General features: G+C 71.1%; 11 protein-coding genes. 10 read left to right on the top strand and 1 reads right to left on the bottom strand.

Annotated features, from left to right (window positions below):
- Positions 1-104 precede the first annotated feature (104 nt).
- The 8 genes from IE262_RS28075 to IE262_RS28040 all read left to right on the top strand — a co-directional run bounded on the left by IE262_RS28075 (position 105) and on the right by IE262_RS28040 (position 9088).
- On the top strand, positions 105-1172 hold the full coding sequence (locus IE262_RS28075) for a glucose-1-phosphate thymidylyltransferase (protein ID WP_189877605.1): 1068 nt from the start codon (positions 105-107) through the stop codon (positions 1170-1172).
- A complete protein-coding gene (gene rfbB / locus IE262_RS28070) occupies positions 1169-2155 on the top strand; it encodes a dTDP-glucose 4,6-dehydratase (protein WP_134040540.1) in 987 nt (328 codons plus the stop codon). The genes IE262_RS28075 and rfbB overlap by 4 nt, the downstream gene beginning before the upstream one ends.
- The gene (locus IE262_RS28065; RefSeq protein ID WP_189877603.1) at positions 2142-3140 is read left to right on the top strand and encodes an NAD-dependent epimerase/dehydratase family protein; all 999 of its coding nucleotides are present in this window, start codon (positions 2142-2144) and stop codon (positions 3138-3140) included. The genes rfbB and IE262_RS28065 overlap by 14 nt, the downstream gene beginning before the upstream one ends.
- Positions 3137-4456 carry a lipopolysaccharide biosynthesis protein RfbH gene (gene rfbH / locus IE262_RS28060; protein ID WP_373305155.1) on the top strand — a complete coding sequence of 440 codons (1320 nt, stop codon included), beginning with the start codon at positions 3137-3139 and terminating at the stop codon, positions 4454-4456. Before IE262_RS28065 ends, rfbH begins: the two co-directional genes overlap by 4 nt.
- A 147-nt stretch (positions 4457-4603) precedes the next feature.
- Entirely contained in the window at positions 4604-5407 is an 804-nt protein-coding gene (locus IE262_RS28055) for an NAD-dependent epimerase/dehydratase family protein (protein WP_351080015.1), read from the top strand.
- 43 nt (positions 5408-5450) lie between these two features.
- Positions 5451-6848 (top strand): NDP-hexose 2,3-dehydratase family protein, encoded by a 1398-nt coding sequence (locus IE262_RS28050; protein ID WP_189877601.1) that lies wholly within the window; start codon positions 5451-5453, stop codon positions 6846-6848.
- Entirely contained in the window at positions 6845-7831 is a 987-nt protein-coding gene (locus IE262_RS28045; RefSeq protein ID WP_268249584.1) for a Gfo/Idh/MocA family protein, read from the top strand. The genes IE262_RS28050 and IE262_RS28045 overlap by 4 nt, the downstream gene beginning before the upstream one ends.
- A 75-nt stretch (positions 7832-7906) precedes the next feature.
- Positions 7907-9088, top strand: coding sequence for a macrolide family glycosyltransferase (locus IE262_RS28040; RefSeq protein WP_189877599.1), 1182 nt, complete (start codon positions 7907-7909; stop codon positions 9086-9088).
- 99 nt (positions 9089-9187) lie between these two features.
- Here the strand turns inward: IE262_RS28040 and IE262_RS28035 are convergent, their stop codons facing one another.
- On the bottom strand, positions 9188-9676 hold the full coding sequence (locus IE262_RS28035; RefSeq protein ID WP_134040546.1) for a phospholipase: 489 nt from the start codon (positions 9674-9676) through the stop codon (positions 9188-9190).
- A gap of 386 nt (positions 9677-10062) precedes the next feature.
- Between IE262_RS28035 and IE262_RS28030 the strand changes: the two genes are divergently transcribed.
- Positions 10063-11793, top strand: coding sequence for a DUF4192 domain-containing protein (locus tag IE262_RS28030; protein WP_229877534.1), 1731 nt, complete (start codon positions 10063-10065; stop codon positions 11791-11793).
- Between the two features lie 266 nt (positions 11794-12059).
- Positions 12060-14036 carry a glycogen debranching N-terminal domain-containing protein gene (locus IE262_RS28025; RefSeq protein WP_189877597.1) on the top strand — a complete coding sequence of 659 codons (1977 nt, stop codon included), beginning with the start codon at positions 12060-12062 and terminating at the stop codon, positions 14034-14036.
- Positions 14037-14113 lie beyond the last annotated feature (77 nt).

Below are 14113 nucleotides of genomic sequence, written 5' to 3'. Positions count from 1 at the left end.
CTGCCGGCCGCCGGCGCACCCGGAACGCGTGCACGGCCGAGCGGCTGCGAACCGCGCACCAGACCGAAGAGGCACCAACCCATGAGAAATCGAGAGGACCTGCCATGAAGGCTCTGGTGTTGGCGGGCGGGTCGGGCACCCGCCTGCGACCCTTCAGCTATTCCATGCCCAAACAGCTCATCCCCATCGCGAACACGCCGGTCCTGGAATACGTCCTGAGGAACATCCTGGACCTCGGCGTGACCGACATCGGGGTCATCGTCGGCGACCGCGGCCCCGAGATCCGCGAGGCCATCGGCGACGGATCCCGGTTGGGCGCACGGCTGACCTACATCCAGCAGGAGGCCCCGCTCGGCCTCGCCCATACCGTCGCCATCGCCCGGGACTTCCTCGGCGACGACGACTTCGTGATGTACCTCGGCGACAACATGCTGCCCGACGGGATCGCCGGCATCGCCGAGGAGTTCGCCGCGCACCGCCCGGCCGCCCATGTCGTGGTCTACAAGGTCCCGGACCCGCGCGCCTTCGGCGTGGCCGAACTGGGCCCCGGCGGCGAGGTGCTGCGCCTGGTGGAGAAGCCGCAGCAGCCGCGCAGCGACCTGGCCCTGATGGGCGTGTACTTCTTCACCGCCGCCATCCACGAGGCGGTCCAGGCCATTGAGCCCAGCGCCCGCGGCGAACTGGAGATCACCGACGCGATCCAGTGGCTGGTGTCGTCGGGCGCGGACGTACGGGCCGGCCAGTACGAGGGCTACTGGAAGGACACCGGGAACGTCGAGGACGTCCTGGAGTGCAACCGGCACATCCTGGAGAGCCTCAGGCCCGCGGTCCACGGCGAGGTCGACGACGCCAGCGTGCTGGCGGGACCGGTCGTCGTGGAAGAAGGGGCGCGCATCGTGCGCTCCCGCATCGAGGGGCCGGCGATCATCGGCGCCGGCACCGTCGTGGAGGACAGCCACATCGGCGCGCACACGTCCATCGGGCGCGGCTGCGCGGTCACCGGAAGCCGGCTGGAGTACTCCATAGCCCTGGACGGCGCCTCGGTCACGGGCGTCCAGGGCCTGCGCAGTTCCGTCATCGGTCGCTCCGCCTCCGTCGGCACCAGCGGGCAGAGCACGGACCACTACCGCCTGGTCGTCGGAGACCACACCCGAGTGGAAGTCGCGGCATGAGAATCCTCATCACCGGCGCCGCCGGTTTCATCGGCTCCAACTTCGTCCGCAACCTCCTCGCGGACACCTACGCGGGGTGGAAGGGAGCCCAGGTCACCGCCCTGGACAAGCTGACCTACGCGGGCAACCGCGACAACCTGCCGGCCTCGCACCCGCGCCTGGAGTTCGTCCAGGGCGACGTCTGCGACGCGGCCCTGCTGCGCGAACTGCTGCCCGGACACGACGCCGTGGTGCACTTCGCCGCCGAGTCCCACGTGGACCGCTCGCTGGAGGGCGCCGGAGAGTTCTTCCGCACCAACGTCCTGGGCACCCAGACGCTCCTCGACGCCGTGCTGGGCAGCGGGGTCGAGCGGGTCGTGCACGTCTCCACCGACGAGGTGTACGGCTCGATCGACGAGGGCTCCTGGACCGAGGAGTGGCCGCTGCTGCCCAACACCCCCTACGCGGCCTCCAAGGCCTGTTCCGACCTGGTCGCCCGCACCTACTGGCGCACCCACGGAGTGGACCTCTCCATCACGCGCTGCTCCAACAACTACGGGCCGTACCAGCACCCCGAGAAGCTCATCCCGCTGTTCGTCACCAACCTGCTGGAAGGCCGGCAGGTGCCGCTGTACGGCGACGGCGGCAACATCCGCGAATGGCTGCACGTGGACGACCACTGCCGGGGCATCCACCTCGTGCTCGACGGCGGCCGGCCCGGCGAGATCTACAACATCGGCGGCGGCAACGAACGGACCAACCGCGCCATCACCGAGCGTCTGCTCGAACTGACCGGCTCGGGGCCGGAGATGATCCGCCGTGTCGCCGACCGCAAGGCGCACGACCTGCGGTACTCCATCGACGAAACCAAGATCCGCGAAGAGCTCGGCTACGCGCCGCTGACCGGATTCGAGGAGGGCCTGGCCGCCACGGTGGCCTGGTACCGCGACAACCCCGACTGGTGGAAGACCGTCAAGCACGGGGTCGAACGTGCGGACGGCTGACCACGGCACCGCGGCCGGACTCCGTGTCGTCGTGCTCGGAGGCACGGGCTACCTGGGCCGCCACATCGGCGAGGCGTTCCACGCCGACGGCGCCCAGGTGCACCTGGTGTCCCGGAACCCCGCGGAGGACGGCTCGGCGGACCCGCGTCCCGTCCGCATGGACCTGCTGGCGGCCGGTCCACGGGAACTCACCGCGTTCTTCGGCTCGCTGCGGCCCGATGTGGTGGTCAACGCCGCCGGCCGGGCCTGGCGGGCCGACGAGGCCGAGATGACCGCGGGCAACGCGGACCTGGTCCTGCGCGTGACGGAGTCACTCGTCGGCCTGCCCCGCCCGCCGCGCCTGATCCAGCTCGGCACCGTCCACGAGTACGGCGCGGGTACGCCGGGCGCCGGCACCCCCGAGGAGCAGGAGCCCGCTCCCGTCACCCCGTACGGGCGCACCAAACTCCTCGGCACCCAGGCCGTCCTGCGGGCCGCGGCGGACCACGGCCTGGACGGCGTGGTCCTGCGCCTCGCCAACGTGATCGGTGCCGGGGCGCCGGCCGGCAGCCTCTTCGGCATGGTCGCCGCGCACCTCGGCGCGGCCGCCCGCGCCCAGTCCCTGGGCGAGAAACCGGACGAGCTGAGGCTCCCGCCGCTGCGCGCCCACCGCGACGTCGTGGACGTGCACGACGCCGTCGACGCCGTACGGGCCGCCGCCACCGCCCCGGCGGCGGACCTCGGCGGCCAGGTGGTCAACATCGGCCGCGGAGAGGCGGTCCCGATGGACGCGACCATCCACCGCATGGTCGAACTCAGCGGTGTGGACCTCCCGGTCGTCGAGACCGTTCCCGACCAGCCCTCACGCACGGATGCGCAGTGGCAGCAACTGGACGTCTCACGAGCGCTGCGGCTCCTGGGATGGCAGCCGCGGCGCACCCTCGACGCCTCGCTGCGCGACCTGCTGGCGGCCGCGGTGCCGGCGCCAGTCAACGGAAGGAAATGACGATGAGCGACAACCCCGACATCAAGGAACTGGTGCTGGACGAGGTCCGCAGGTACCACCGGGAGACAGCGCCCGACCGGGAGTTCGTGCCCGGGGTGACCGAGATCTGGCCGTCCGGCGCGGTCCTGGACGAGGAGGACCGGGTCGCCATCGTCGAGGCCGCACTGACCATGCGCATCGCCGCCGGGCCCAGCTCCAAGAAGTTCGAGTCCGCCTTCGCCAAGCGCCTGAAGCGACGCAAGGCCCATCTGACCAACTCCGGTTCGTCGGCGAACCTCCTCGCCGTCTCCTCGCTCACCTCGCACCAGCTCGGTGACCGGGCGCTGAAGCCGGGCGACGAGGTGATCACCGTCGCCGCCGGATTCCCCACCACCGTGAACCCCATCCTGCAGAACGGGCTCATTCCGGTCTTCGTGGACGTGGACCTGGCCACGTACAACACCACGGCCGACCGGGTGGCGCGTGCCATCGGCCCCAAGACCCGGGCGATCATCATCGCGCACGCGCTCGGCAACCCCTTCGAGGTCGCCGAGGTGGCCCAGCTCGCCAAGGAACACGACCTGTTCCTCATCGAGGACAACTGCGACGCGGTCGGCTCCACCTACGACGGTCAGATCACCGGCACCTTCGGCGACCTGACGACGGTCAGCTTCTACCCGGCGCACCACCTCACCATGGGCGAGGGCGGCTGCGTCCTCACCTCGAACCTGGGTCTGGCCCGTGTCGTGGAGTCACTGCGCGACTGGGGGCGGGACTGCTGGTGCGAACCCGGCAAGAACAACACCTGCTTCAAGCGGTTCGAGTACCAGATGGGCAACCTGCCCGCCGGATACGACCACAAGTACATCTTCTCCCACGTCGGTTACAACCTGAAGGGGACCGACATCCAGGCCGCGCTGGGCCTGACGCAGCTCGACAAGCTCGACGGCTTCATCGAGGCGCGGCGCCGCAACTGGCGCCGGCTGCGCGAGGGGCTGGACGGGGTACCGGGCCTGCTGCTCCCCGAGCCGACCCCCCGGTCCGAGCCGAGCTGGTTCGGATTCGTCATCACCGTCGACCCCGAGGCCCGCTTCACCCGCGCCGAACTGGTCGCCCACCTGGAGGAGCGGAAGATCGGCACCCGGCGGCTGTTCGCCGGCAACCTCACCCGCCAGCCGGCCTACATCGGCCAGCCCCACCGCATCGTCGGCGAGCTCACCAACAGCGACATCATCACCGAGCACACCTTCTGGATCGGCATCTACCCGGGGCTCACCGACGAAATGCTCGACTACATGACCGCCACGATCAAGGAGTTCGTGGCCCAGCGTGGCTAAGAGCTCCGAACCGCACGGGAGCCCGGCGCGCGACGCCTGGCACGCACGCTCGCGGCGTTGCCGAAACGCCCTGGTAGCTCCGCTACGAGGGCATTCCGGGCGCCTTGTGATCGCACGCACCAGACGCCGCGCGCTGATCGGACTCCCATGCGGTGCGAAGCTCTGGCCCGACGGACCGCCTCCCACTCAGAGATCAGGACGACGACGATGGAGATAGTGGGAACCGGATTCCTGGCGCGGAGTCTGCGTCCACTGGCCGGCCGGCATCCGGGCACCGTTGCCCTCGCGGCGGGGGAGTCCAGGACGAGCGGCGCCTCCGACGCGGACTTCGCGCGGGAGGTCGCACTGCTGCGCGATGTCGCCAAGCAGTGCGCGGCCACCGGACGGAGACTGCTGTTCTTCTCGACAGCCGCGACCGGAATGTACGGATTCGCCGAAGGGCCCGGCAGGGAGGACACCCCGGTGACCCCCTACACCCCCTACGGCGCACACAAACTCGCCCTGGAGGAGCAGCTGCGCGAGACCGGGGTCGACCACCTCATCCTCCGGCTGGCGCACCTGGTCGGACCGCACGGCCGGTACCACCAGCTGATCCCGACGCTGCTGCGTCAGGTACGCGAGGGGTCGGTGACCATGCACCGGGGCGCCTCCCGTGACCTGATCCGGGTCAGTGACGCGGTGACGATCATCGACCGGCTGCTCGCCGCGGGTCTGCGGGCCGACACGGTCAACGTGGCCTCCGGATACGCCGTCCCGGTGGAGGCCATCGCCGACCATCTCGCCGGCGCGCTGGGACTCCAGCCGCGCAAGGAGTACGTGGACACCGGCGTCCAGTACGACATCTCCACGGAGAAGCTGCGCGCCCTGGTCCCTGAAGTGGCGGACATGGGCTTCGGCCCCGACTACTACCGCCTCGTCCTCAACGACTTCCTCGCGGCCGAAGATGCCTGACGAGGCCGCGAACGCATCACGAGAAAGGCGGGGAGTCTCTCCGATGCCGTCCCACATCATCCAGACGCGTGAGAACACGAGCCTGCCCGCCCGCATCGCTCTGTCGGCCGCCACCGCCCAGGGTGCGCATCTGAGCACCGAGGACTTCGGCGACTGGCTGGCCGGACGGGGCAGGGCCAATACCTTCCGGGTGGAGCGGATACCGTTCGCCGAGCTGGACGGCTGGTCGTTCCAGGAGTCCACCGGGAACCTGGTGCACCGCAGCGGCCGGTTCTTCACCGTCGAGGGACTGCACGTCACCGAGGAGGGCGAACCGTACGGCGACGGTCCGTACGCCGAGTGGTACCAGCCCATCATCAAGCAGCCCGAGGTGGGGATCCTCGGCATCCTCGTCAAGGAGTTCGACGGGGTGCTGCACTTCCTGATGCAGGCGAAGATGGAACCCGGCAACCCGAACCTGCTCCAGCTCTCGCCCACGGTGCAGGCGACCCGCAGCAACTACACCAAGGCCCACAAGGGCGCGGACGTCAAGTACATCGAGTACTTCGTCGGGCCGAACCGCGGCCGGATCATCGCGGACGTGCTCCAGTCCGAGCACGGCTCGTGGTTCTACCGCAAGTCCAACCGCAACATGGTCGTCGAGGCCGTCGGCGACGTGCCGCTGCTGGACGACTTCTGTTGGCTCACCCTCGGCCAGATCCACGAACTGCTGCGCCGGGACAACGTGGTCAACATGGACTCCCGTACGGTGCTGTCCTGCCTGCCCTTCGCGGACGCCGCGGACGGCGCGCTGCTCTCCGACATCGAACTGCACTCGTGGATCACCGGCGAGCGCACCCGGCACTCCGTGCGCGCCGAGCGCGTCCCGCTGGAGTCCATCCCCGGCTGGAAACGCGGCGACAGCACCATCGAGCACGAGGAGGGCCGCTACTTCAACGTCGTGGCCGTGTCCGTGCAGGCGGGAAACCGGGAGGTGACGGGCTGGACCCAGCCCCTGTTCGAGCCGGTGGGCCTCGGGGTCACCGCCTTCCTCACCCGCGAGTTCGGCGGCGTCCCGCACGTGCTGGTGCACGCCCGGGTCGAGGGCGGCTTCCTCGACACCGTCGAGCTGGGACCGACCGTGCAGTGCACCCCGGACAACTACGCCCACCTGCCCGAGAAGGAACGCCCCAGGTTCCTCGACACGGTGCTGCGCGCCGGCCCGGACCGCATCCGCTACGAGGTCGTGCACTCCGAGGAGGGCGGCCGTTTCCTCAACGCCGAGAGCCGCTTCCTCGTCGTCGAGGCGGACCAGGCCGACGCCCCCCTGGACCCGCCGCCCGGCTACGCCTGGGTCACCCCCGGGCAGCTGACCTCCCTCGTCCGGCATGGCCACTATCTCAACGTCCAGGCCCGCACCATGCTGGCCTGCCTCAACGCGACGGCGGTGCGGACCCGGTGACCGGACCCCTGCGGGTGGGCGTGATCGGATGCGCGGGCATCGCGGTGCGCCGTATGCTTCCCGCCTTCGCGGCCTGCCCCGACATCGAGATCGCGGCCGTGGCCAGCCGTGACGAGGCCAAGGCACGCGAGGTCGCGGAACGTTTCGGCGGCCGTTCCGTCCACGGATACGCCGAGCTCCTGGAACAGGACGACATCCAGGCCGTGTACGTGCCGCTGCCCGCGGCCCTGCACGCCGAGTGGACCGAGGCCGCACTGACCGCGGGCCGGCACGTCCTCGCCGAGAAGCCCCTGACCACCGACCGCCACCGCACCGGCGAACTGCTCGACCTCGCCCGCACCCGGGGCCTGGTGCTCATGGAGAACGTCATGTTCGTCCATCACCACCGGCACGAGGAGGTACGGCGCCTGGTGGCCGAGGGCGCGATCGGTGAACCGCGCGCGTTCCACGCGGCGTTCACCATCCCCCCGCTCCCGGACGGTGACATCCGATACGACCCCGAACTCGGCGGCGGGGCGCTGGCGGACGTGGGGGTCTACCCGCTACGGGCGGCACTGCACTTCCTGGGCCACGATCTCGACCTCGTCGGCGCCCGTCTCGTCAAGGGGCCGGGACGGCGGGTGGAGACCTCCGGTGCCGCCCTGCTGAGCACCCCCGGCACCGTCACGGCCCAGATCACCTTCGGCATGGAGCACGCCTACCGCTCGTCGTACGAACTGTGGGGCAGCGAGGGCAGCATCACCGTCGACCGGGCGTTCACCCCACCCGCCGACCACGTCCCCGTGATCGGCCTGCACCGGGGCGGGACGGTCGAGGAGATCAAGCTCGAACCGCACGACCAGGTGGCGGCCACCGTCGTGGCCTTCGCCGCCGCGGTGCGCGACCGAACCCTCCTGGACACCGGAGCCACCCTGCGGCAGGCCGAACTCCTCGACGAGATACACCGGTCCGCCTCGCGCGGAGAACCCAACGGAACCGAATGAGCGGCCGCTGCCCCGGGCCCCTCGGCGACGACCGGCCGAAGGCCCGGCACCGGCAGCGCATGGAAGGAGACACACGTGCAACGCCATATCGCTTTCTTCAACTTTCCGGCCGTAGGCCATGTCAACCCCACCGTCGGTGTGGTCGAGGAACTGGTGCGACGGGGCCATCGCGTCACCTGCACCGTGACGGACCACTTCGCCCCCATCGTGAAGGCCGCCGGCGCCGAACCGGTCCGGTACGACTCGGTGTTCGGCGACTTCTACCGCGCCCCCCTGACCGCCGAGGAGAACGCGGGGGAGGGACTGCGGTGCCTGAACGAGAGCACGTCCCTTGTGGAACAGGTCGCACCGTTCTACGAGGAGAACCGTCCGGACGTGATCGTCCATGACTTCATGGCGTGGGGAGCGCGTTTCTTCGCCGCGAAGAACGACATTCCACTGATCCGGACGTTTCCGGTGTTCGGAGCGAACGAACACTTCTCCCTCCGGGAGAAGTTCCCGGTGGCGGAGCTGAACGACCCGCAGATCATGGAAGCGGTGCAGAAGCTCGCCGGTGTGCTGCCCCAGTTCGGCCTGCCCGCCGACCCGATGGGCTTCCTTTCGCACATCGAGAAGCTCGGCATCGTCTTCCTCCCGCGCGAATTCCAGTACGCGGGCGAGACCTTCGACGAACGGTTCGTCTTCACTGGGCCCTGCATCGCCGAACGCCCCTACCAGGGCACCTGGCAGCCGGCCTCGGAGGACCGGCCCGTGCTGCTGATCTCGCTCGGCACCTCGGCCAGGGGCTGGTCGGAGTTCTTCACGATGGCCATCGAGGCCTTCGGCGACTCCGAGTGGGATGTCCTCATCACCGTCGGTGAGCACACCGACCCCGCCGGCCTCGGGCCGCTGCCCGCGAACGTCGACGTACGGCGCTACGCGCCCCAGCTCGATGTGCTGCGCCACGCACGGCTGTTCATCACCCACGGCGGCATGAACAGCACCATGGAGTCGCTCTACAACGGCGTCCCCATGGTGGTCGTGCCGCAGACGAGCGAGCAGCGGGCGAACGCCCAGCGCGTGGACGAGTTGGGCCTCGGCCGCCGTCTGGCCAAGGAGGACGTCACGGTGCAGAGCCTGCGCGAGGCCGTGGCCCAGGTGACGGGCGAGGCGTCCGTGGCCGACCGCGTGCGGGCCATGCGGGAGCGCATGCGCTCCGTCGACGGTCCGGCCGTCGCGGCCGACGCCGTCGAGGCGTACCTGAACAGCCAGGACTGAGGCGGCATATCGGCCCACGGTGGCCGTGCAGAACTGAGCGCGGGGCCCTCGTTCGAACGAGGGCCCCGCGCTTCTTTCATGGTCAGTCGACCTTCATGGTCAGTCGACGGGCCGCGTGCCGCCCGCCTTCTCACTGACGCCGAAGATGCTGACGGCCTGGTAGTACGTCCACGCCGTGCCGTCGCAGGACGTCTTGGTGGCGCCGGAGTAGTTCGCGCAGACCCGCTTCAGGTCCGCGTAGAAGGCCGAGTCGAGCCGGGACTTGTTGGCGCTGAACGTACCGGCCGCCTTGTAGTTGCGGTAGCCGAAGTCATGGCGCGCGCAGGCGGTTGCGAACGGGAAGCCGAAGGGGTTGTCGGGTGAGGAGGAGCAGTAGTCCGTGGACCAGTCGAAACCGTAGGCCGACCAGGCGCCCTGGTTGTTCCGGGCCGACAGCCACGCGTTGTAGCTGCTCGCGGACTCCTGGGTCCAACTGCTGAGGACCTGCGGCTTGTCGGCCGGAGCCGCGGAGGCGGACGTGGCGGTCAGCAGGGACGCGGCGACGGCGAGCACGGCCGAGGCGAGCGGAAGGGCCAGACGTCTGCGCATGACGGAATTACCTCCGGAGTGGGTGTGGGAGGAAGACGCTCCGTACCCGGTGGCAGGGAGCGCACAACAGCGTCAACTGAGCGGTTGTCACGCGGGTCTACGCGCGGTGATCGCTGCGGAAATAGTCCCCCACAACTCGATGGAGGCAAACCCCTCTCGCACTGAACTCTGTGATTTCAGAGACCAGTTGAGGGCATCCGTCCCGGATGACCGGTCTGTGCGAACGTGCTGCGGGCGCGAGGGGCGCGCATGGCGGGCGCGGTGCGCTGGGTGGCAAGTGCAGAACTGGTCGCGTACTTCGAACTGTGGGCAACCTCTGACGTGGCCATGGTCGGACTTATCCACAGGGCAAACCGGAACTCTGGAATCCGCGAGATGGTCACGGCATGACGAACCACAGCGAAGCAGCCGGAACCTCGGACAACGGCGACATCAGCGGCGACGTCAGCAGCGACGTCAACGGTGGCATCGGCGGACAGCAGGGGAGCGGCGGACGCGAAGGCCGCGACCTGTCCCCGCACATGGGGCCTGAGCAGGGATCGGAGCAGCCGCGGAGCCCGGCGGGCAAGCAGGGCGCGACGGCCATGAGCCACGAGCAGCCTTCCCCGCACGCGGGGCACGAGGACTCCTCCATCGCGCCAGGACATGACGAAGCCAGGGTGTACGCGGGGCACCGGCCGGCCACCGGTCCGTGCGGGGAACACCAGGTCACGCTCCGCACACCGGCGGAGTTGGCCGATGCCCTGCCCTACCTGCTCGGCTACCGGCCCGAGGACAGCATCGTGCTCGTCGCGCTGCACGACCGTGACGGCAGGGGACGGTTCGGCGGACGGGCGCGCCTGGGCATCCCGGCCGAGGCCGACGACTGGCCCGCCGTGGCCGAGCAGTTGGCGCACGGGCTGGTGACCGGCAGCGAACGTCGAGGTGCCAGGCCCGAGAGCATGGTCGCGTTCCTCTGCCAGGACCCCTCGGGCGGAGAGTCGGCGCGGGAGGTGATGGAGCGGCTGCGGCCGCTGTCACAACTGCTGCGCAGGGCCTGCGGCCGGCTCGATGTGCCTGTTGTCGAGGCTCTGTGCATCTCCGGCGGCCGTTTCTGGTCGTACTGCTGCCCCGGCAACGGCTGCTGTTCCTCCGAGGGCGAGGCGATGGGGCTGCCCGGTACCTCGGTCCTGGCCGCCGCGGCGACGTACGCGGGCCTTCAAGTGCGCGGCACCCTGCGGGAGCTGAGGGCCAGGCTCATCCCCTGGGAGACGGCGGCCGCCCTGCGGCAGGAGGCGGCGCTCGACGCCGCGAACGGGACGGTCGTCCCCCGCATCCTGGATGAGGAGGGCCGCGTGGCGATGGCCGAGGAGACCCTGGAACTGGCACACCGCCTCATGAGCCGTCTGGCAGCCGCCCCGCACGTGTCCGGCACACTCCAGGCGGACCTCCGGGACGACGAGCTCCTCGGGCACGAGGAGGTGGCGACCCTCGTTCTCGGCCTCCAGGACCGCTCGACCCGTGACCGCGCGGCCGAGTGGATGGAGGGCGACGAGGCAGGGCCTGCCCTACGGCTCTGGCGAGCGCTCGCCCGCCGCTGCGTCGGTGCCTACGGCGAGCATGCCGCGGCCCCGCTCACCCTCGCGGGCTGGGTCGCCTGGTCCTCCGGTGACGAACTGGAGGCGCGGGAAGCCCTGGCCATGGCACTCGCCGCCGACCGGGACTACCTCTTCGCCCGCCTCCTCCACCAGGCCTGCAACGAAGGCCTCGACCCGGAGTCCATCCGCCGCTGCCTCCGCACGGAACGCAGGAACCGGGCCGAGGCCATGCGGGCCCCCGCAGACGACTTCCCCGAGCGGAAGAGTCAGAGCAGCGCCCAGGAACGGGCCCAGCACGCCGCGTGCGCCCCGGGGGCGTCCGGGACCGGCCCGCGGCGCCGACGCCGGGCGCGGTCCGAGGGCAGCTCCGGTGTCCGCGCCGCCCGGCGATCTTCGTGGGCCCTTGGTGACCGCCGCCCGCGGTCGGCCGACGGCACCTCACCCGCAGGCGACGGCCCGGGCCGGGAGACGGACGACACCCGCGGTCGCACACGAGCCCGCCGGGGGACGGGTGGCTGCGGCAAGGCAGCCAAGACGTGATTCATGTCGGGTTCATGTCAAGTCGCGGTGACTGCGGGGCACAGGAGAGCGGAGACCGGCCTGGTCGGCAGCCCCTGCCAACCTCCCCCTTGCGCAATTCGGTCGTCTTCCCAGCCCTGGGCCGTGACCCAGCGGAGGTCCGCCCCGTTCACCTGAGTGGCGGAACCCCAGGCCGGGCCGCGCCGCCGCACCGTCACCGCCCCTCCGGAGCCCGCGCCTGGCGGCGAGAACACCGCAGGCGCGCCGAGCACAGAGGAAGCCGCCGCATGCCCCTGCTCACCCCGTCCTCCGCCCCCCTGGGCCTGCCGCCCGCCCATGCCACGCTCGTCTGCGTCGCTCTGCCGGGCCTGGCGATCTCCACGGAGCAGGGGCAGCTGACCGGCCAAGGGCTGGAGGGCTTCTACCGGTCCGGTCGGCGCACGCTCTCCCGGTGCCAGGTGAGGGTGGCCGGGCAGGAACCGCTCGCCGTGCAGGCGCGGATGGTCGGGGCGGACCGGGCCCGGTTCATGGCAACGCTGCGGGTGTCCGCGGACGTTGGGCCGGACCCCGACGTCGTGGTGGAACGCATCCGGCACGCGGACGGCACGGAGCGGATCACCCTGCTCAACACGGTTCCCCGCCCGCTGCGGCTGCTCGTGGAGGTGGCCCTCGGCACCGACCTCGCCGAACTGGGCGCGGTGGCCTCCGGCAGGGCGGGACCCGAACTGCCCGCCAGCGTCCATGACTCCGGCCTGCGCTGGTCCTGCGCCGGCGGGCACGCGGCCGTCACCGCGCAACCTCCGCCCACGGACGCGCTGGCCTCAGCGGGACTGCTGCGCTGGAGGATGGAGCTCCCGCCGGGCGGTACCCGCAGTGTGGAGCTGCGCGTACGACCGGACGGTGCCGGACCCGTCAGAGCGGTGGGGCGCGGCGCGCAGACCCCCCTCGCCCGGGCCACGGCCGCGGGCGACGACCCCCGGGTCCAGCCATTCCTGCACACGTGCGTCGAGGACCTCCAGGCCCTGCTGCTGCGCGACCCCGTGAACCCCGCCGACACGTACCTCGCGGCAGGGGTGCCCTGGCGCTGCGGCATGGCTCCGGCCGACGCCCTCGCCGCCGCCCGGATGACGCTGCCCCTGGGCACCCGTCTTGCCACGGGCACGCTCCGCGCCCTGGCCCGCACCCAACTCCCCGGTCCGGGAACGCGGTCCGGCATGATCCCCGGACCACGACGGAACGCCGGTCCACACCTGCCGCCGGGCTGTACCGGCATCGAGGCCACCCTGCTGTTCCCGGCCCTCCTCGCGGAGGCACGACGCTGGGGCCTCCCGGAGCAGGAGACGGAGACGCTGCTCCCCGCCGCCGAACGCTGTCTGCGCTGGCTGCGCACCACCGTCGGGGACGACCCCTACGTGCCCGACCCGCACCACGGCGGGCCGCTGCTCTGCGAGACACAGGCACACGCTCATCGGGCCGCGGTACTGGGGGCCGACCTCCTGGACGCGTACGGCAGACCCGGCGGTGCGGGACTGAGGGACTGGGCCCAGCAACTGCGGGCCGCGTTCCGGGAGGACTTCTGGGTCGAGGACCGGGGCGGCGGCAGACCGGCGGCCGCCCGCACCAGGGACGGACGAGCCCTGCCCCACCTCGGCTCCGGAGCCGCCCACCTCCTCGACACCGGTCTCCTCGGCTCCGGAGCGGCGGCCCCGGGCCTGCTCGACAAGGTGCGGACCGAGCAACTCGCGCGGCTGCTGGGCGGCCCGGCCATGGACTCAGGGTGGGGGCTGCGGAGCCTGGGCGCGAAAGAGCCGGCGTACAACCCCTTTGGACATCGGAGCGGAGCCGTCCGGGTCCAGGACACGGCGGTCGCGGTCGCGGGACTGGCTGCCGCGGGCCATGAGAAGGAGGCGGGTTCGCTGCTGCGGGGTGTGCTGGCGGCCGCGGAGGAGTTCGGCGGGCGGCTGCCCGAGATGTACGCGGGGCAGCAGCGTACGGCCGGGAGCGCACCCCTGCCCCACCCCGCGGCCTGCAGACCGGCCGCGACCGCCGCGGCCTCCGGAGTGCTGCTCCTCACCGCCCTCGCAGGGATCCGCCCCGACGCGCCGGCCGGGACGGTCACATTGCGACCGATGCGCAGCGCACCCCTGGGCGAGATCAGCCTGACGGGGCTGCGGGTCGCGGGCGCGCCGTTCTCCGTGCGTGTCAGCAGGCTCGGCCTCGCCATGGTCGAGGAGGCGGCCGACGGGCTGCAGCTGGGACTGTGACCTCGGACGACGTGTGATCGGACAGCCCGACGGCGGCGGCTCACAGGGGCCGCACGGACAGAAGTGGATCAGCTGTG

The organism is Streptomyces bluensis (assembly GCF_014650715.1).
Classification (GTDB): Bacteria; Actinomycetota; Actinomycetes; order Streptomycetales; family Streptomycetaceae; genus Streptomyces; species Streptomyces bluensis.
The sequence above is the reverse complement of the archived record's forward strand: the minus strand, read 5'-3'. Positions and strand labels throughout refer to the sequence as shown.